The sequence below is a fragment of the Natronococcus roseus genome, assembly GCF_043677095.1.
Lineage (GTDB): Archaea > Halobacteriota > Halobacteria > Halobacteriales > Natrialbaceae > Natronococcus > Natronococcus roseus.
This window is the reverse complement of record NZ_JBHLJR010000005.1, coordinates 238,666-257,303: the sequence shown is the minus strand read 5'-3', so window position 1 is coordinate 257,303 and position 18,638 is coordinate 238,666. Positions and strand designations below refer to the sequence as shown.

Genomic DNA, 18,638 nt, shown 5'->3' with positions numbered 1-18,638 from the left:
GTCCTCATTCCAGTGGCTGTGCGTAGTCGACCTGCTTCGGCTGGAAGCCCGCATCGCGATAGAAGCGACGTGCACCCTCGTTTTGCCACTCGCAGGAGACTTTGAGATGGTCACAGCCGCGCTCTCGAGCGAGTTCTTTCACGCGCTCGAGGACCGCCGCGCCGTGGCCCCGATTCCGACAGTCGTCGTCGATAGCGAGGTTCACGATCCGGAGGTACTGCGAGTACTGCCGCGACGGATGTCGGCCCTCGCGAAGCGTGACGAAGCCGATCGTCTCGCCGTCACGGATGACGAGGTAGTCGGTGACGTCTTCGTGGTCGAGGTGGGAACGAAAGCCGTCTTCGGCGGTCTCCGCGGTCGTGCCCACGTCGAGTTCGTTCAGTTCCGAGTGCTCCGCCATCGCTTCCGCGAGGTCGTACCAGCGATCGGCGAGCGCCTCGAGGTCGTCCGCGGTGGCTTCCACGAGTTTCATACGGGAACACTCCGCGGCTCGGTTGTCAACGTTCGGTCGGCGTGTCTCGCTCTGGCAGGCCCCTCTATTGTGCTCCGAACGCTCCGTGGGCCCGTGTCGAACGGCGATCCGAAAGCAACGGTCTCGTCTTCGGCCGACTACCCTGCCAGTTGCAATAGCGCCCCGAGACAGACGAGTACCGCTCCGAGCACGGTCAACCCGATTCCGACGCCGTTCGGAACCGAGTCGGCAGGGTCGTCCGAAAACAGGAGCTGCGACGCGGCGAAGAGAAACAGTCCGCCACCGCCGACCGCCATCAGTCCCGCTCCGACGCTCGAGCCGTCGGTGACGATCATCGAGAGACCCATGGCTGCGACGACACCGCCGACGACGCCGTTCGACAGGTGGTACAGCGTCGCTCGGTCCATAGCGTTCGTTTTTACTGACACGTATTAGCACCTTCGGTGGTGGAGGGGTCGTCGAACTCGAGCCGACCCCATCAGTTACCATCGAAAAGCGCTTTCGGCGTTCGCTCGAGTGCCCCACACGATGACCAGCGAGAGGGCAAAGATGCTCGCGGGCGAGCTGTACGATCCGACCGCTCCCGAACTCGAGGCCGAGCGCAAGCGGGCCCGCGAACTGACGCGGGAGTACGATCGGACGGCGCCCGACGAGGACGGTCGACGACGGGAGCTGCTCGAGGACGTGCTCGGCTCCCGCGGCGAGGCGTGTACCATCGAGCCGTCGTTTCGCTGCGACTACGGCTCGAACATCCACGTCGGCGAGGGATTCTTCGCAAACTTCGACTGCGTCTTCCTGGACGTCTGCCGGATCGAGATCGGTCGGAACTGTCTGATCGGGCCGGGCGTTCACATCTATACGGCGACGCACCCGCTCGAGGCCGACGAACGGGCCGAGGGCCTCGAGTACGGGAAGCCGGTGACGATCGGCGACGACGTCTGGATCGGCGGGCGGGCCGTAATCAACCCAGGTGTAACGATCGGCGACGACGTCGTCGTCGGCTCCGGCGCCGTCGTCACCGAGGACGTCCCGCAGGGAGTCGTCGTCCAGGGCAACCCCGCGACGGTCGTTCGGGAGCTCGAGTCGGCGGACTGATCGCCCGGCCGCGGTCGGTTCCCGATGGCCGGCCGCCTCGGCGACGAGTTCGACGCGAATGCCTCGAGAACGGTCGTCACTCTTTCACCGGCTGCACGATCGTCAATCGCTGGCAGTTCGTCACCGGATAGCTTTCTGAGGGGTCCGCGCGTATCTATCCCCATGACAGCTAGTACCCAGGATTCGCCGGAGTGGCGCCTCGTCGGCGAGTTCATCGAGGCGTGTAACTGCTCGGTTCCGTGTCAGTGTCTGTGGTACGAGCTCCCCGACGACGACAGGTGCACGTTCGCCGGCTTCTGGACCATCGAGGAGGGAACGTACGGCGACGTCTCGCTCGACGGACTGGGCGCGGGAATGCTCGTCTGGGAGGACGGCGTCCTCCTCGAGGGCGGCTGGCACGTCGTCCTCGTGCTCGACGAGGCCGCCGACGACGAGCAGGCCGAGGCGCTCGAGGCGATCTTCTCCGGGCAGGCGGGCGGGCTGTTCGAGGCCGCCGCCCCGCTGATCGAGACGGTCGAGGACAGCGTCGCGGTCCCGTTCTCGTACTCGACGGCCGACGGCCACCGCTCGTTCAGCGCCGGCGACATTGTCACGATCGAGACCGACGAGAGCGCCGGCTTCGGCGACCAGCAGGGGTCGGTCTTCCCCCACCCGTTCGTCCCGCCCGAGGAGCGTGCGAACACCGGGAAGACGACCGACGCGACCGTCGACTACGACGACGACTTCTCGTGGGACGTCGGCGGCAACAACTCCTACTTCGGGCCGTTCGAGATGGCCAACAGCTGACCGCCTTCCACTACTGTGCCAGCATGACCACTCGAGACTCCGTTCGGCAGCGACCCGCGGTCCGACGGATACCGACGGTCACGATCGTCGTCTGCGGTATCGCACTCCTCGCCTGGGTCGCGATCCTCCGGCAGTGGCTACCGATGCCGGGCGGGGAGATGGGGATGGAGATGCGGATGTCGGATCCCGGCGTTCCGGAGGCGATGGCGCTCGAGGGCGGTCCCGTCGGAATCGCGCTCTACCTGGTCGTGTGGGGGACCATGATGATCGCCATGATGTACCCCTCCTCGGTGCCGCTGTTTCGCCTGTACGACGGGACGCTCCGGGAGGTCTCGAGAACCGCCCGACTCGCCCGACTGGGAGCCCTGGTCGGGACCTACACGCTCGTCTGGACGCTCACCGGGCTGGTCCCGCTGGCGGTCAACGCGGTCGTCCCGATCGCGCCGCTTGCCACCGACCACGGCTCGCTCCTGTTCGGGGGCGTGCTCGTCCTGCTCGGCGGCTACCAGCTCTCGACCTACAAGTACCGCTGTCTGGACCGCTGCCGATCGCCGTTCGGGTTCCTGCTGACGTACCACCGCCCCGGAATCGTCGGCGCCGCGAGAATGGGCTGGGAGTTCAGCCGCTTCTGCGTCGGCTGTTGCTGGGCGCTGTTCGCCCTCATGGTCGTCGCCGGCTCGATGAACGTCCTCTGGATGGCCGGTATCGCGGTCATGCTCTCGCTCGAGCGAACCGTCCCCTGGGGGCCACAACTGGCGAGGGCGGTCGGCGCGGTCGCGGCGGTTGGCGGCGTCGCAGTGCTCGCGGTCGCGACCGTGTAGCCGGTCGCCGCGAGGGACGAGCAGCCGACCGCCCGGCTACCCGACGCCCCCGACGAACAGCCGCAGCCCGAGCCCGATCAACACGAGCCCCGAGAGCCACTGCACGCCGGTGGCGAGGCGCGGTCGGGTGGTCAGCAGCGTCCGGACGCCGCTCGAGGCGAGCGCGACCGTTCCCAGGTAGGCCATCGTCAACAGCGCGTAGATCCCGCCGAGGACGGACAGCTGCGTCGGGACGTGGCTCGCACCGTCGACGAACTGCGGGAGGAAGGCGAGGAAGAACAGCGCGACCTGCGGGTTGGCGACGTTGACGATGACGGCCTCCCTGAAGGGGTTTTCCTCGACGGCGGCTTCGTCACCCTCCGCCAGGAGCTCCGTCTCGCGGATCGTCCGAACGCCGAGGTAGACCAGGTACCCAGCACCGACGTAGGTGACGGCGGCGAAGGCGACCTCGGAGGCTCGAAAGACCGCCGCGAGCCCCACGGCCGCCGCGAGCGTGTGGATGAGGACGCCGACGCTGATCCCCGCGGCGGAGGCCAGGCCGCTCTCGCGGCCGTCGCCGACGCTTCTGGTCAGCACGTAGACGGTGTCGGGGCCGGGCGAGAGGATCATCGCTCCCGCCGCGAGGAGATACACTGCCAGCAGCGCCGGATCGAGCAGGACGGTTCGGAGCGCCTCGAGCACCGCGTCTCACACCCCGCGTGCGCTCGAGTCGGGAAGTCGTCTCGCGGTCACTGTCGGATCAGTTCGTGGTCGGCGATAAAAGGGACGGGGATCCGTCTCGCTGGGGGTCACCAGAACCGGGCCAGCGGTTCGAACCAGACCGCGGCGACGAGCACGGCGAGGAAGACGTACGATCCCCGGATGAGAAGCATGGTCGCCAGCTTCGGCGGCGCGCGGTGGGCGACGACGGCGACGGCGGCGAACGCGAGGGCGGCCAGCACCGCGGAGGGCGGAAACACCCGCGCGGTGGCGAAGGCGACGACGACGAGCAGGGCCGTGACCATGAGGCCGTAGGCGACGGTGTAGGCCCGGTCCGGGCCGACGGCGACCGCGACGGTCCGTTTGCGGATCGAGCGGTCGTAGTCGTAGTCCGTGGCGTCGTCGATGACCTTGATCCCCGAGAGCAACACGAGAAACACCGCGGCGAAGCCGATCGGAACCAGCGCGAACGTCCCTGCCTGGACGTAGAACCCGCCGAGAAGCGAGAGCGCGATCCCGAGCGGGTAGCCCGTCGTCGCCGTCACGGGATTCATGTCAAGCTGTGGCGCGTGGTAGTAGGCGATCACCCACGCCGGGATCGTGAGGGCGGCGGCGACCCAGTCGACAAGCACGAACAGCGCAACCGTACAGAGGGCGAACGTCGCCGTCGAGACGGCCAGTCCGAGCCGGCAGCCGCGTTCGGTCAGCGGGTGGTCGTCGTCCTCGCCGCGGACGTAGAAGTCGACGTAGCCGTCCTTGACGTGGGCCGTGTAGACCGCCGCGAACATCGCGACGACGTGCAGCGTCGCGACTCCCGGCGCGAACGATTCGGCCAGCACCGCCCCGAACAGCGAGGCGGCAAGCGGCGGGAGCATAAATACGGGATGGACCTGCGACCAGAACGCTCGAGCCGTCGCCCCGACGCCGGCCCCGTGTCTCGCGAGGGACATGGTTCGGGTGACGACGGTCCGACGTAAAATACCGCGGGTAGCGGGGAGTTTGCGTGGCTCTCGAGGGCGACCGACTACTCGGGGAGGTACGCGATCCCGTCGGGATGGAGCTCCGCGTCGTAGCGTTCGGTCTCCGCCCAGCTCTCGCAGTCGATCACGGAGACGTCGTTGGTCTTGTTGTTGGCGACGAACGCCCGGTCCCCGTCGGGCGCGAAGACGGTGCCGCCGGGCCAGATCCCGACCGGAACGCGGGCGATCTCCCACGGCCGTTGCTCGCCGTCGCGGACGTGTTCGGTGTCGAGAAGGGAGACGTCGTTCGACTCGCGGTTCGGCACGAGAACGTGGCGCCCGTCGGGCGAGGGGACGACGCGAATCGGCGTCTCGCCGAGCAGCGCGCGGTTGGTCTGCTCGAAGCTCTCGGGGTCGAGCACCGACAGCATCCCGTCCTCCTGGTTGGCGACGAGCAGCCCGGCCTCGGGGTGGACCGCGATCCCCTCGGGCTCCTCGCCGACGATCGGGTCCGCGAGGATCCGACGCTCCTCGCAGTCGATCGCGGTGACGTTCCCGCTGCCGATGTTGGCGACGAACGCCCGCTCCTCGTCGGGCGTCAGCGCCACCATGTGCGATTTGTCCTGGTGGGTCGGGAAGTGATCGACGATCTCGTTCGTCCCGCAGTCGAGGACGTAAACGCGGCTGCTGTAGGTCGAGGCCAGCCACAGCTCGCCCGCGGACTCGCGGACCGCCAGTCCGTGGGGGAAGTCGAAGCCCTCGTGTTCGATCTCGGCGGTTCGTTCCCAGCTCTCGGAATCGAACGCGAGTAACGCGTCGCCCAGCGAGCAGGTGACGTACGCCGTCTCGCCGTCGGGACCGACGGCGATCTCGTGGGGGTTGAACTCGGTCTCGAGGACCCGCTCGGTCTCGCCGGTGTCGGCGTCGATGACGGACATCGTGTCCGAATCCTTGTTCAGAACCAGCAGCTGATCGCTCATACGCGACCCTCTCGTCGCCCGATCCCTAACGGTCCGAGAACCGGCAAACGAATCGCGGACCGGGTGGCCGGGGGACACAGTTTCATGACCCGCCGGGACCCACGGGAGAGCATGACGGACGGATACACCGGGGCCGACCTCTTCGTCGACGCCCTCGAGACCTACGGCGTCGACTACGTCTTTGGCAACCCCGGCACGACGGAGCTGCCGATCGTCGACGCGATCGGCGAGAGCGACCTCGAGTACGTGCTGGGCCTCCACGAGGACGTCGCGGTCGGGATGGCCGGCGGCTACGCCCAGACCAGACGCTACCACGCCCACCACGACGAGTCGATCACGCCCGTCGGGGTGGCGAACCTCCACATCGCGCCCGGACTGGCCCACGGCCTCGGCAACCTCTACGCCGCGAAGATCACCGGCGCGCCGCTGGTCGTGACAGCGGGCAACCACAGCACCGACTTCCGTCACGAGGAGCCGATCCTGTCGGGGGATCTCGCGGAGATGGGCAAGGAGTTCTGCAAGTGGTCCGACGAGGTCTTAGACGTCGAGGCGCTGCCGACGATGCTCCGGCGGGCGTTCCGCGTCGCGATGACGCCGCCGACCGGGCCCGTCTTCCTCGCACTCCCGCTGGACGTCACGCTCGAGGAGACCGACGCCGAACCGGAGCGGCTCGGACCGATTCCGAACGCCGGGGGCGGCGATCCGGGCCAGCTCGAGCGCGCGGCCGACCTGCTCGCCGAGGCCGACGACCCGGTGATGGTCGTCGGCGACGAGGTCGCCCGCTCGGGCGCCGATGCCGTCGCGGCCGCGGTCGACCTCGCCGAAGCTGCGGGGGCCCGCGTCCACGGTGAGATCCTCTCCTGCGAGGTCGACTTCCCGACAGACCACGACCAGTGGGTCTCCCACATTCCGCCGGACGAGGAGCTCGCTGCGATGCTGATGGACAGCGACACCCTGGCGTTCGTCGGCTGCTCGACGAACACTACCCTGACTCGCCACGAGGAGGCGCTGGTCGACCCCGAGACGACGTGCATCCACGTCGGCCCCGACGCCTGGGAGCTCGGCAAGAACCAGCCCGCCGACGCCGCGGTGATCGGCGATCCCGGACTCGCCCTCGAGGGGCTCACCGAGCGCGTCCGCAAGCGACTCCCGGAGGAGGTAGTCGAAGAGCGCCTCGAGCGCGTCGCCGCGGTCAAGGAGATGGTCGAGGCGCAAGTCTCGCAGATGGGCGAGGACGAAGCGCCGGGCGATCCGCGGGCCTCGAAGGCCGAACTAGTCGACGCGATGGAACGGGTCGCGGGCGACGCCTACGTCGTCGACGAGGGGATCACCTCGAAGTACGCCATGCTCACGCGCTGGGATCTCGCTCCCGAGCAGTACATCTCGAACAAGGGCGGCGGGCTCGGCTACGGGCTGCCGGCCTCCGTGGGCGCGGCGCTGGCCGAGAGCCAGCGCGCCGAGCCCCGCGACGTGGTCGGCTTCATCGGCGACGGCTCCTATCTGTACTACCCCAACGCCGTCTACAGCGCGGCCCGCTACGATCTCGACCTCACCGTCGTCGTCCCCGACAACCGCAACTACCGCATCCTGAAGGACAACACGCTCAAGATCATGGGCGGCGAGGAGGACGACTACGAGTTTACCGGGATGGACTTCGAGCCACCGGTCGACATCCCGAAGAACGCCGAGAGCCACGGCGCCCGCGGCCACCTCGTCGAGACGCCCGACGAGATCGAGGGGACGCTCGAGGACGCCCTCGCTCGCGATGGACCCGACGTGCTGGACGTGCTGGTCCACGACTGACCGACGTCGGTCGGGCCGTCAGTCGTCCTGCGGACACGTTTCGCTCGTTCCGAGCGCGGTGCTGAGACGATCCGAATCGATCCGCATTAGTAGGGTGAAACAGTCGCTTTCGCCCCAGTCGTCGACGAGTTCCTCGACGTCGCTCGTCGAGTACGTCGTTTCGAGCGAGCCGACGTCCGTTCGGACGTCGACCGTGTAGTGGACGCGGTCGCCCATCCAGGACTCGCGAATGCTCGTCTCGTCGGACACGTCGGCCCCGACCTCTCGCGTTCGATACCCCTCGAGCTCGTGGTCGGCCTCGTACTCCAGCTCGTCGGCTCGGCGAATCGTCACCGTCGCCGTCACGTCCTCCTCGAGGTAGTTGACGAGTTGCACTTCGCCGAGCCCGACCTGCGGACCGTCATCGTCGGCGACACATCCAGCGAGTGCCGTCGTTGCTGCACCGATCGATCCCAGCAGGGCGCGACGACTCGGGGTACGAGCGACCATACCGAAACAGGATAGCTAACCGACAAGTATCTTCGGGAACGGAGTGCTCATCCGTTCCCCTCTTTCCGACCCCGGGACGATCTTTTTCGGTTTCACCCACCCCCGTCGAACCGGATGCGCGCTGACTCGGTGCATCGCGTCGAGCGCGCCAGCGGTCGTCCATCTCCGTGTCGTCGCACAGCTCGAGAACGCGCTCTCTCGCGAGGGATCGGACGTGCTCGACGTGCTAGTTCACGACTGATACGGTTTGCTGTAACGATTTACCGGCGAAACCGCGAACCAGTTTTCGGCTGCTCCGGAACTGACGTACCGTAGTCCGTCTCAAGCGGAGACTGTGAGGGCTCCAATTTTCCGTCTCGGGCGAGCGCGTCGAACGCCCGCGAGTCAACGCGATGTGAATTGGTACCAGAAGAGTATTAACCCATATTATCCTAACGAATTTATCCATCCGTAATGGTAGGGGAGTCACCGGAGAGTACTGAGAAAGAGCGGGAAACTGCAAGAGATGAAATGAGCCGCTGGAGCCGGGTGCTTTCCGTACCGGAGAGCAGACGTGTCCTGCTTGCCCTCGGGGGGCTCTACGTCGCACTCGCTGTTTGGTGGGCAGTTTCACAGGTGGTTCCGGGAACCTCAGTTGCAACTATTCTGGTCGTCTCTTCGTTTATCGGCGGATCGGGAATCGTCCTTCTTTGGGGTGGGTACCGGTTGCCACAGATGGATATCCACTCGACGTGTTACCCCGCTGTCGCAGGGAGATGTGTCACCGGACTCGGGATAATGCTCGGTATTCTAACGTTGTATCATCTCCAGCCGGACACTGGTCTTACCAACCCGGAACGTTCGCTCCCCGTTCTTACCGGGTTCGGTAGCGTCGCCGGCTTCGGTGTTGGAGTGTACGATGCGCAGGCCAAAACGCGCGCCCGAGAACTCACACTCCAAAACCGGAAGCTTCAGCGAACGCAAGAGCGCCTCGAAGAATCGAACGAACGACTCGAGCAGTTCGCGTACGCCGCCTCTCACGACCTGCAGGAGCCCCTGCGGATGGTTTCGAGCTACCTGCAACTCCTCGAAAGTCGGCACGGCGATGCGTTCGACGAAGAGAGTGAAGAGTTCCTCGAGTACGCGATCGACGGCTCGGAGCGAATGACAGAGATTATCGACGGGTTGCTCGAATATTCCCGCGTGGAAACACAGGGAGAAACGTTCGAACCGGTTGATCTCGACGAGATCTGTGCCGAGGCGTGTCAAAACCTCGAGCTACAGATCGACGAAACTGACGCCGTCATCAACAGCGGGGAACTCCCTCGCGTCGAAGGCGATGCGAGGCAACTCCGGCAGGTCTTCCAGAATCTCGTCGCTAACGCGATCGAATACAGCGGAGACGCGCCCCCACGGGTCGACATCTTTGCCGAACGTGATGGCGAGGAGTGGATCATCTCCGTCCGTGATAGCGGCCTCGGAATCCCCACGGAGGATCAGGATCGCATCTTCGAGGTGTTCGAGCGACTCCACGGTCACGAGGAAGGGACGGGAACCGGAATCGGACTCGCACTCTGTAGCCGGATCATCGAGCGTCACAACGGCGAAATATGGGTCGAATCGGAACCCGGCGAGGAGACGACGTTTTCGTTTGCTTTGCCAGCAACGTCGACGCAAACGGAGACTACAGCAGCAGTGGCCGAGCCACTGTAACTGCCTTCGCGTTCACTCGTTGCCCTCCAGATCGTCGTTCTCACAAACCCGCACTTCCGTCGCGGTTTCCGGAAAGATCTTCCCCGGATTCAGCGTCCCCGTCGGATCGAGCGCATCCTTGACCCGGCGCATCGCCTCGACCGCGCCGGCGCCGTGCTCGGCCTCGAGGTACTCCCGTTTCCCCTGGCCGATGCCGTGCTCTCCAGTCGCGGTGCCGCCGAACTCGAGCGCGCGGTCGACGATCTCGGCGTAGACCGCCTCCCCGAGGTCGACGTGTTCGGGATCGTCCCGGTCGACGAGCACGGAGTAGTGGAGGTTGCCGTCGCCCGCGTGGCCGAAACAGGGGATCAGCAGGTCGTGCTCGTCGGCGAGGCGTCTCGTTTCGCGGACGATCTCGGGGTAGGCGCTGATCGGCACGGTCACGTCGCCGGGATGGAGCGGCTCGAGGTCGGCGTCGTACGTCGCCACGGCGTAGGCCAGCTCCCGGCGAGCCTGCCAGAGTTCGTCCATCTCCGCGTCGTCGTCGCTCGTCTCGAATCGGGCGACGTCTCGGTCCTCGAATATCGTCCGACAGAGCTCGATCTCCTGCTCGACACCGTGGTTGGCGTGGAACTCGAGGAAGACCATCGGCGCGTCGGGCAGATCGGTGCCGAGGTAGGCGTTGGCCATCCGCGCGCTCAGTCCGTCGACGAGCTCGATCCGGGCGACGTCGACCTCGGTTCGGACGGCCTCGGAGACGGCCGCCGTCGCGTCCTCGAGCGTCTCGAAGATCGCTCGACCGCCGCGGATCTGCGCGGGTCGGCCGGCGAGCTCGAGCGTCGCCTCGGTGACGACCGCGAGCGTCCCCTCACTGCCGACGAGCAACTCGGTGAGGTTGTAGCCGCTCGAGGTCTTGACCGCCCGCGATCCCGTCCGCACCACGGTCCCGTCGGCCAGCACGGCCTCGAGCCCGAGCACCCAGTCGGCGACCTCGCCGTAGCGGACGGTCTGCATTCCGCTGGCGTCGGTCGCGATCATCCCGCCGATCGTCGAGATGTCGCCCGAGGAGGGCAGTGGCGGGAAGAAGAGGCCGTCGCTCGCGACATACTCGTCGACCGCGGAGCCGATGACCCCCGGCCCGACGTCGATCTGAAAGTCGTCGGGTCGGTAGTCGCGAACGTCGTCCATCCGAGTGAGATCGAGGCTGATCCCCCCGCGAGCGGGGACGGCGTTGCCTTCGAGGCCCGTCCCTGCGGCGTAGGGGGTCACGGGAACGCCGCGATCGGTCGCCGCCGCCAGCACCGCCGAGACGTCGTCGGTGCGCTCGGGCCAGACGACGGCGTCGGGTCGGACGCCTTCGCCCAGCTGCTCGGCGCCCCAGTCGGCGGCGTGGCTGTCGCGCCGCCCGTCGGCGACGGAGTGCTGGTCGTCCGCGAGGGGGAGATCCTCGAGGAACGAGCAGTCATGTGTCATACGGCCACATTCTTTACCGTCGGTATCAACGTTGTCCCCGTCTCCGCGACGGTCCCGGGCTCCGGAGTTCACCCGGGACAACGGTCACGGCGCTCGAGCCCGTCCGCCCGAACGTGACCGATTCCGAGGACTCCCTCGAGGGCCGGCTCGCGGCGCTTCGCGACCACCTCGAGGCGACGGCCGAGCTGCCGATCGATCCGCGGACGAACCGCTGGCTCGGCGAGGCCGAGGCCGTCGCCCGGGACGCGACCGCAGACGACATCGATCCGGAGACGGCCAGAAAGCGCGTCCGGCAGGTCCAGCGGTTGCTCTCGGCGGCCGACGACCCCGACCACGAGGACGCGGTCGCCCACCTCGAGGCGGCTCGGGTGCTGTGCGATCGGATTCTCGAGTGACGCCCGGACTTGCGGCTGTGCCGTTCGCTCGAGCGCACGCGGGATCGGCTTGCGGGTGGCGCAGGCGAAGGTGACGCAGGGGACGATGTGCTCGAGCCGCAGCTGGTCGAGGGGACGGCGGACTCGAGCCCGCCGTCACTCGTGGGGCCACGAGTCGATCTCGTCGTCGTAGTTGCCCGGCGCGATCGGCCCCTCGAGCAGCGGGTCGTCGGTCTCGACCATCCACTCGTAGAGCCGCCTCGAGAGCTCCGTGCGAACGTCCTGGTACCGGGGCTCGAGCGCGACGTTCTCGTCTTCCTGCGGGGTGGCCCGGAGGTCGTACAGCTCCTCGTAGGGGCGAAACGGCGCGCTGTAGGCCTCGCGGACCTCGCGGCCGGCCTCGCTGGCGAAGACGTCCCGGGCGAGATACACCTGCGGGAGCTGCCAGAAGTTCCGGACGTACTTGTACCGCTCCGTCCGGACCGCCCGCACCGGGTTGTACTCGTCGTGCCAGGTCATCTCGGCGAAGAGGTGCTCGTGGGGCTCGTACTCGCCGTCGGTCACGAGCGGGAGGACGCTCCGCCCGTTCAGGTCGTCGGGAACCTCGAGACCGATCAGCTCGAGTATCGTCGGCAACACGTCGACGTTGCCGAGCAGCTCTTCGTACCGTTCCCCACCGTCGATCACGCCGGGATAGGACACCACCAGCGCGGCCTCGAGGCCGGCATCGTAACAGCTCCCCTTCGCCCGGGGGAAGGCCAGGCCGTGTTCGGTCGTGAAGATCACGAGCGTCTCGTCGGCAAGACCCGCGTCCTCGAGGGCCGTCAGAATCGTTCCGACGCCGTCGTCGATGGCGGTCACCATCCCGCGCATCTCGGCGAGATCCTGGCGAATGCCCCGCCGGTCGGGCAGGTACGGCAGCGGCCGCACGTCGTCGGGGTCGTCGGCGTCGTAGTGGTCGGCGTCGAAGCCGAATCGTCCCGTCTTCTCCTCGACGCGGTGGCACTCGAAGAAGCCGACCGACGCGAAGAAGGGGTCCTCGAATCCCCCCCGCTCGAGGAAGGAGGCGACGACCGCGGAGACGTTTCGCGCCCGGTTGGCCTGGTGGACCGACGGCGAGACGCCGGGGTAGAGGTTCCCCTCCGAGTGGATGTGGTCGTAGCCGAGCGTGTCGGTGTCCTGGGAGATGTGCTGGAGGCCGAACAGGTGGGTCTCGTAGCCCGCGTCGCTGAGGTAGTGGGGGATAATCCGCTCGCCATCCTCGAGCTCCCAGTGGGTGTGGGCCAGTCCCATGAGCCCGTTGACGTGCGGATAGCGCCCCGTCATGAGACTGCCGCGACTCGGCGTACACTGCGGCGCCGTCACGAAGTGGTTCTCGAACAGTGCGCCGTCGGCCGCGAGCCGGTCGATCGCGGGCGTCTCGACGTCGACGCCGTAACAGCCCAGGTACCGGCCGAGGTCGTGGCAGTGGATCAGGAGGACGTCCGGTCTGGCTCCCATAGGAGCCGCGCTACCACGAGGTCGGGGATAAGTACTCGAGGGCTACACCCCCCAAGGATTCGAACGCCTCGCGGGATCCGTTAAGCCAATCCGTACCGCGGTCGACGGTGACACGTATGAGACGACAACGGAGGCGAGCGGCGTGAACGCGCGGCTGGACCTGCTGGTGCGACTCGGCGACTACGACCGACCCCAGGACGTCGCCGACCGCGCCGTCCGGGCCGAGGAGCTTGGATTCGACCGGATCACGACGGGCGAGACGACCGGCTGGAACATCGTCCCGGCGCTGACGCTGATCGCCGACCGAACCGACGAACTCGGAATCTCGAACGACGTCATCTCGCCGTTCGGACGGTCGCCGGCGATGCTCGCCCAGACCGCGCTGGCACTGCATGACGCCTCGGACGGACGGTATCGGCTCGGGCTCGGCCCGAGTTCGCCCGCGATCACCGAACACTGGCACGGCAAGTCCTTCGAGCGACCGCTGCGGCGCACGCGGGAGGCGATCGAGATCGTCCGAGCGGTGTACGAAGAGGGCACCCCAGCTTACGAGGGGGAGATCTTCGATATCGCCGGGCTCAACTACGAGCGAGACGTCCCCGAGAATCCGCCGCCGATCGACCTCGCCACCCTCGGTCCGACGGCGACCGAGATGGCCGGCCGGTTCGGCGACGGCTGGGCGCCACAGCTGTTCACGAAATCGGGCCTCGAGGATCGGCTCGAGGATCTCCACCGTGGCGCCGAACTCGCCGGGAAGGACCCCGCGGAGCTGCGCGTGAGCCCGATCGTCCGCGGGGTCGCCGCCGAGGACCGCGAGCGGGCTCGCGAACGCGCCCGCAAGACGATCGCGTTCATGCTCGGCGCGTACGGTCCCTACTACGGCGACTCCGTGGCCGAGCAGGGCTACCCCGACGTCGTCGCGGACATCCGCGAGGCCTGGCAGGATCGGGATACGGAGGCGATGGCCGCGCGGCTCCCCGACGAGGTGCTCGACGAGCTGGCGCCCGCCGGCACCCCCGAGGAGGTCCGCGAGTGGGTCGCCGACTACGCCGAGATCGACGGCGTCGACGCCGTCCGGATCGGGTTTGTCGACGGGATGAACGAGGCGGACAAGGAGACGACGATGGAAGCTGTCTCGGAACTGGTCTGAGGGGCCTCACCGTCGGCGGCGGGCGCGAACGGAGACGCTCCCGACGCCGTACTGCTGGCAGACGCCTCGAGCCCGGTCCGAGACGAACTCGTACCAGGGGTTCTCCCTGATCGTCACGTCGTCGAACCCGGCGGCCTCGAGCAGGCCGGCGTAGTCGTCGCTCCGGATCGCGCCGCCGATGCCCGCGGCCCACAGCCCGGGATCGGTCCTGATCCGTTCGGGGAGCCGACGCTCGGCGACGAGCTCGGAGACCGCCAGCCGACCCCCCGGACGGAGGACGCGGCCAGCCTCCGCGAGGGCTCGCTCCGGCCTCGGCGAGAGCGAGAGCGCACCGTTCGACAGGACGACGTCGACCGCCCCGTCCTCGAGCGGGAGCGCCTCGGCCGTCGCCCGCCAGAGGGAGACGTTCGCGGCGCCGACGTCCTCGCGACACCGACGCGCGTTCGCCAGCTGCTCGGGGACGGGATCGACGCCGATCACGCGGCCGCTGTCGCCGACCCGCGCGGCGGCGACGAGCGCGTCCGTTCCGGAGCCACAGCCGAACTCGAGGACGACGTCACCGGCGTCGAGGTCGGCCAGATCGAGGTGGTAACCGACGCCGGTAAAGGAGTCGAGGGCTGCGGCCGGGAGCCGACCGATCTCCGCCGGCAGGTAGCCGAGCCGGGACGCCAGCTCTCGGCCCGTCGGGAACTGCAGGTCGCCACCCTCGTTCGATGTGTTCGCGACGATTTGGTAGACGGCCGCGATCTCGCGTCGCAGCTCCCGCTCGTCGGTCGCGACGGTCGAACGATCGGTTCGCGACCGTCGCCGATCGGCCCGGACTCGAGCGCGTTGCCACTCGAGAACGGACACGCGATCGACGGCGGTTGTGACTGACGATCGATCGCTCATCCCGTTCGGATACGCTCGCACGTGTCATGTACGTAACTGGTGGCGGTCGATCGTCGGCCGGCACCGTTGCAGCCGGTGACCGGTTGTCGACCGTTGCGAACGGGGCTGATCCGGTCCGTACCCGATTCATCGGCCCCGGTTCGTGCGGACCGCGAACGCGCGGTCGTCGCTACTCGGCGGGCGTTTCGACCGCGAGCGGACGCGCCTCCCGACGGTACCCCTCGTAGGTCGAGACGGCCCACTCGCGGATCGTCGGATCGTCGGTGTCGACGAACGCCCGGACGGTCCCGCTGTCGGGGTGGTAGCCGCAGATCCCGACCCGCTCGTCGAAGAGGCTGAGTCCGTACTCGGGCAGCTCCTCGTGGATCAACACGGTGAGGTTGCCACTCGCCAGGGTTCGCGCCGACTGCTCGGGGTAGGTCCTTTGGATGTAGCTGACGACCGACGGCGGGTCGATGACCTCCGCCGCCATCCCGTCGACGACCTGTCCACAGAGCTCGTCCCGGCAGGGCTCGAGCAGCGCCAGCTCGAAGCCGACGAACCGGAACCGGTCGGTCTCTCGGAGCAGGGAGATGAATCGGTTGACCGGGCGGTACGGGTCGTCGACGGTGGGGATCGTGACGACTGCCTCCGAGAACGACTCGAGGGGAAGCCGCCGGACCTCGTCCGGAAACCAGACCCAGATCCCCCGGAGTTTCCGCTCGGTTTCGACGCGATCGAGCAGCTCCCGCATCCCCGCCGCAACGAACGCGCCGAGCGGCGTCGTCTCGTAGCAGTGATCGGTTCGGGCGATCCAGCCGCGATCCTCAAGCGCCCGCAGGGTACGGCCGATCGTCGACCGCGAGACCCCGGTCAGCTCGCGGAGATCGGCCCGCGTTCGCGGCCGCTCCGCCAGCGCGACGAGCGCGGTCGTTCGATGGTGCGATCGCGTGAGATACGCCACGTCGTCGATCGAGTCCGGGTGCACACTCACCCCCGTTTCCGTCCCGCGGTCGCCGCGCTCGCTGTGGTTCGGAACCATGTCACTCGTACGCACGCAGTAGTAATAGTAGTAGGGTCGGATCCGCACCGAAGCCGATCGAGTTACGGCTCGAGGACGAGCTTGCCGAAGAAACTGTCCTCCATCACGTCGCGCTGGGCCTGGGCGGCCTCCTCGAGGCCGTACGTGCGGTCGATCTCGACGGAGAGGCGACCGCGCTCCATGAGGTCGGCGACCCCCCGCAGCGGAACCCGGAGATCCGGCGTGTTGAACATCGTCATGAACTGGTAGCTGACGTCCGCCGAACGGGCTGCACCGACGCTGGTAAAGCCCGGATCGGGGTCGTTCTCGCCGATGCCGACGACCCGACAGCCCGTCGCCGCGACCTCGGCGTCGAACTGGAGGTAGTCGTCGAGCCGGTGGTCGAGGATCGCGTCGACGCCGCCGTCGCTCGCCTCGAGGACGGCGTCGGCGAGGTCGTCGCGCGAGTAGTCGAGGGCGGTGTCGGCGCCCAGCTCCTCGAGGGTGTCGTGGTGTTGCTCGGAGGCGGTCGTCACGACCCGTGCGCTGACGGCGTCGCCGATCTGGACGGCGACGTGGCCGACGCCGCCGGAGCCGCCGTGGACGAGACAGGCCTCGGCCGGCTCGAGGTCGGCGTGGTCGATCAGCGCGCGCCAGGCGGTGACGCCGACGACGCCCGCCGCCCCCGCCTCGCGGGCGTCGACGCCGTCGGGCAGGTGAACGACGCGGTCGGTCGGCACCGTCGCGTACTCCGCGTAGCCGCCCTGGAACGAGCCGTTGCCGATCCCGGTGCCGTAGACGCGGTCGCCCGCCTCGAAGCCGTCCGCGCTCGAGCCGGTTTCGGCGACGACGCCCGCGAAGTCCACGCCCGGCGTGAACGGGGGTCCGAGGGGCTCGTAGGACCCCTCGCGAAAGTAGGTGTCGACGGGGTTGACCCCGGCAGCCTCGATCTCGAGCAGGAGCTCGTCGGCCGCTGGCTCGGGTCGGTCGATCTCCTCGACCTGCAGTACGTCCGGTCCGCCGTGTTCCGAGAGTCGTACAGCGCGCATGACGTACGGGGACACGAAGCGTGCCATTATAAACGTGGAGATCGGCCGCGGCGGTTGCCGGTGAGAGAATCACCATGTTGAAACCATCGAGCCCCTTACAGAGATTACAGGCGAAAGCCCACGGCTTTAGCCGTGGGATGAAGCCGTCACTGCTGAACCAATCCACGCTCCCCCAGCAGGCTGGATATTCCACGCCAAATTTTTATTATCATAGAACAGTAAATTACACGTGTAATGGTCGAGGGGAGCGTAGAAACAACATTCCGCAATCCCAGCCGTTCTCGCCGTCAAGAGTGGCAACGCGCCACCCATATCTTCCGCGAGTGTAAACAATGGCTCGTGGACGGTTGGGAAGACGGTTCGCTCTCCTCGTCCGTCACAACTGGCAACATCGACAATCCACTCTACTCAGCACTCCAAAACCAAGCTATTCGCTCTGCTAAAAGTGACTACGACGACGAACCCATAGAGTACACGGGCGAGCAACCCATCGAAGTCAACAACCAAAACTGGGAAATTCATACAACGGAAAACGATTCTGTTGTCATCGGGTTCCCGTGTATCAGTGATTGGTGGTACACGCCAATTCACGTCCACAACAGCATCGAAGAACCTGTTCAAGCCTTACTTGATGGCACCGCTGAGAAGACGAAACTCAGCGTCTGGCGCGAAGGCAATGATTGGCATTGCTCGTTCACCGTCAAATATGACGAGGAACAAGCAGGCGGGGAAACACCCATTGGAATTGACGTTGGGCACAACTACATCCTCGCGGCCACGCCAGATGACCCGAGTGCTGAGTCGTTCCTTGTGAGCGGCAAGGAGTACAAGTTTGTCAGGCGGTACTACCGTTCCCTTCGTGATTCGCTACAGGAAACGGGTGCGCTTCGCGCACGTAACCACGTTGGTAACAAGGAGTACCGCCGCATCCAAGACGCTAATCACACCCTCTCAAAGAAATTAGTCGAGTACGCCAGTCAGTTCGAGAATCCCGTCATCAAACTCGAAGACCTCGAAAACATTCGTAACGGTAGCGAGTGGAACGGTATTCACTCGTGGCCGTTCTACGAACTCCAGCAATTCATCACGTACAAGGCTGAAAAGGAAGGTATTCGGGTTGAGAAAGTTGACCCTGAGAACACGAGTCAGGAGTGTAGTCAGTGTGGTGAACTCGTGGGTCGTGAGGGGAGCAAGTTCGAGTGTTCGCACTGCGGGTACGTTCGACACGCAGATTTGAACGCGGCTGAAAACATTAGCAAACGAGAGGGTGAACCATGCACGGCGTAACACTTTGGGTGACGCGAACCGTGCGGCCCAGCACGCTAAAGAACGTGCCGACCGCGAAGCGGTCGCCTGCCACGTGCAGGTGGGAAGGCTCGTTTGACCGAGCTACACGCGCTGCAAAGCACGCTCGTGGTAATAATCG

19 protein-coding genes are annotated in these 18,638 nt (G+C 66.7%); 8 read left to right on the top strand and 11 right to left on the bottom strand.

What is annotated here, in order from left to right; genetic code table 11:
- Positions 1 to 4: 4 nt before the first annotated feature.
- Both ACFEMD_RS15285 and ACFEMD_RS15280 read right to left on the bottom strand, forming a co-directional pair.
- Positions 5 to 472, bottom strand: coding sequence for a GNAT family N-acetyltransferase (locus tag ACFEMD_RS15285; protein WP_394741968.1), 468 nt, complete (start codon positions 470 to 472; stop codon positions 5 to 7).
- Positions 473 to 609: 137 nt separating this feature from the next.
- Positions 610 to 879, bottom strand: a complete 270-nt coding sequence (locus tag ACFEMD_RS15280) for a hypothetical protein (RefSeq protein WP_394741966.1) — start codon at positions 877 to 879, stop codon at positions 610 to 612.
- A 121-nt stretch (positions 880 to 1,000) separates the two neighbouring features.
- On the opposite strand from ACFEMD_RS15280, the gene ACFEMD_RS15275 reads away from it, so the two are divergent.
- The 3 genes from ACFEMD_RS15275 (at position 1,001) to ACFEMD_RS15265 (ending at position 3,174) form a co-directional block, all read left to right on the top strand.
- On the top strand, positions 1,001 to 1,567 hold the full coding sequence (locus ACFEMD_RS15275; protein WP_394741963.1) for a sugar O-acetyltransferase: 567 nt from the start codon (positions 1,001 to 1,003) through the stop codon (positions 1,565 to 1,567).
- 162 nt (positions 1,568 to 1,729) lie between these two features.
- Positions 1,730 to 2,353, top strand: a complete 624-nt coding sequence (locus ACFEMD_RS15270) for a DUF1326 domain-containing protein (RefSeq protein WP_394741961.1) — start codon at positions 1,730 to 1,732, stop codon at positions 2,351 to 2,353.
- Positions 2,354 to 2,376: 23 nt separating this feature from the next.
- Positions 2,377 to 3,174, top strand: a complete 798-nt coding sequence (locus ACFEMD_RS15265; RefSeq protein ID WP_394741959.1) for a DUF2182 domain-containing protein — start codon at positions 2,377 to 2,379, stop codon at positions 3,172 to 3,174.
- A 36-nt stretch (positions 3,175 to 3,210) separates the two neighbouring features.
- Here the strand turns inward: ACFEMD_RS15265 and ACFEMD_RS15260 are convergent, their stop codons facing one another.
- The 3 genes from ACFEMD_RS15260 to ACFEMD_RS15250 form a co-directional block, all read right to left on the bottom strand.
- Positions 3,211 to 3,855: a LysE family translocator gene (locus ACFEMD_RS15260; RefSeq protein ID WP_394741957.1), complete on the bottom strand. Its 645-nt coding sequence runs from the start codon at positions 3,853 to 3,855 to the stop codon at positions 3,211 to 3,213.
- A 107-nt stretch (positions 3,856 to 3,962) separates the two neighbouring features.
- Positions 3,963 to 4,823 (bottom strand): UbiA family prenyltransferase, encoded by an 861-nt coding sequence (locus tag ACFEMD_RS15255; protein ID WP_394741955.1) that lies wholly within the window; start codon positions 4,821 to 4,823, stop codon positions 3,963 to 3,965.
- Positions 4,824 to 4,897: 74 nt separating this feature from the next.
- On the bottom strand, positions 4,898 to 5,812 hold the full coding sequence (locus ACFEMD_RS15250; protein WP_394741953.1) for a beta-propeller fold lactonase family protein: 915 nt from the start codon (positions 5,810 to 5,812) through the stop codon (positions 4,898 to 4,900).
- 111 nt (positions 5,813 to 5,923) lie between these two features.
- On the opposite strand from ACFEMD_RS15250, the gene ACFEMD_RS15245 reads away from it, so the two are divergent.
- Positions 5,924 to 7,615, top strand: coding sequence for a thiamine pyrophosphate-binding protein (locus tag ACFEMD_RS15245; protein ID WP_394741952.1), 1,692 nt, complete (start codon positions 5,924 to 5,926; stop codon positions 7,613 to 7,615).
- Positions 7,616 to 7,633: 18 nt separating this feature from the next.
- Here the strand turns inward: ACFEMD_RS15245 and ACFEMD_RS15240 are convergent, their stop codons facing one another.
- Entirely contained in the window at positions 7,634 to 8,104 is a 471-nt protein-coding gene (locus ACFEMD_RS15240) for a hypothetical protein (RefSeq protein WP_394741951.1), read from the bottom strand.
- A 510-nt stretch (positions 8,105 to 8,614) separates the two neighbouring features.
- On the opposite strand from ACFEMD_RS15240, the gene ACFEMD_RS15235 reads away from it, so the two are divergent.
- Positions 8,615 to 9,796 carry a sensor histidine kinase gene (locus ACFEMD_RS15235; RefSeq protein ID WP_394742257.1) on the top strand — a complete coding sequence of 394 codons (1,182 nt, stop codon included), beginning with the start codon at positions 8,615 to 8,617 and terminating at the stop codon, positions 9,794 to 9,796.
- Positions 9,797 to 9,808: 12 nt separating this feature from the next.
- Here ACFEMD_RS15235 and ACFEMD_RS15230 read toward each other — a convergent pair whose 3' ends face one another.
- Positions 9,809 to 11,248 (bottom strand): FAD-binding oxidoreductase, encoded by a 1,440-nt coding sequence (locus ACFEMD_RS15230; RefSeq protein ID WP_394741950.1) that lies wholly within the window; start codon positions 11,246 to 11,248, stop codon positions 9,809 to 9,811.
- A 113-nt stretch (positions 11,249 to 11,361) separates the two neighbouring features.
- Here ACFEMD_RS15230 and ACFEMD_RS15225 point away from each other — a divergent pair, with 113 nt between their 5' ends.
- Positions 11,362 to 11,643 carry a hypothetical protein gene (locus ACFEMD_RS15225; RefSeq protein ID WP_394741949.1) on the top strand — a complete coding sequence of 94 codons (282 nt, stop codon included), beginning with the start codon at positions 11,362 to 11,364 and terminating at the stop codon, positions 11,641 to 11,643.
- A gap of 135 nt (positions 11,644 to 11,778) precedes the next feature.
- Here the strand turns inward: ACFEMD_RS15225 and ACFEMD_RS15220 are convergent, their stop codons facing one another.
- Positions 11,779 to 13,122, bottom strand: a complete 1,344-nt coding sequence (locus ACFEMD_RS15220; protein ID WP_394741948.1) for a sulfatase family protein — start codon at positions 13,120 to 13,122, stop codon at positions 11,779 to 11,781.
- Positions 13,123 to 13,264: 142 nt separating this feature from the next.
- Here ACFEMD_RS15220 and ACFEMD_RS15215 point away from each other — a divergent pair, with 142 nt between their 5' ends.
- Entirely contained in the window at positions 13,265 to 14,272 is a 1,008-nt protein-coding gene (locus ACFEMD_RS15215; RefSeq protein ID WP_394741947.1) for a TIGR04024 family LLM class F420-dependent oxidoreductase, read from the top strand.
- 6 nt (positions 14,273 to 14,278) lie between these two features.
- Here ACFEMD_RS15215 and ACFEMD_RS15210 read toward each other — a convergent pair whose 3' ends face one another.
- From ACFEMD_RS15210 to ACFEMD_RS15200, 3 genes are all read right to left on the bottom strand, one after another.
- A complete protein-coding gene (locus tag ACFEMD_RS15210) occupies positions 14,279 to 15,163 on the bottom strand; it encodes a methyltransferase domain-containing protein (protein ID WP_394741945.1) in 885 nt (294 codons plus the stop codon).
- 169 nt (positions 15,164 to 15,332) lie between these two features.
- Positions 15,333 to 16,184, bottom strand: a complete 852-nt coding sequence (locus tag ACFEMD_RS15205) for a helix-turn-helix transcriptional regulator (protein ID WP_394741944.1) — start codon at positions 16,182 to 16,184, stop codon at positions 15,333 to 15,335.
- A gap of 62 nt (positions 16,185 to 16,246) precedes the next feature.
- Positions 16,247 to 17,212 (bottom strand): NADPH:quinone reductase, encoded by a 966-nt coding sequence (locus tag ACFEMD_RS15200; protein ID WP_394741942.1) that lies wholly within the window; start codon positions 17,210 to 17,212, stop codon positions 16,247 to 16,249.
- A gap of 234 nt (positions 17,213 to 17,446) precedes the next feature.
- On the opposite strand from ACFEMD_RS15200, the gene ACFEMD_RS15195 reads away from it, so the two are divergent.
- Positions 17,447 to 18,499 (top strand): RNA-guided endonuclease InsQ/TnpB family protein, encoded by a 1,053-nt coding sequence (locus tag ACFEMD_RS15195; RefSeq protein WP_394741940.1) that lies wholly within the window; start codon positions 17,447 to 17,449, stop codon positions 18,497 to 18,499.
- Positions 18,500 to 18,638 lie beyond the last annotated feature (139 nt).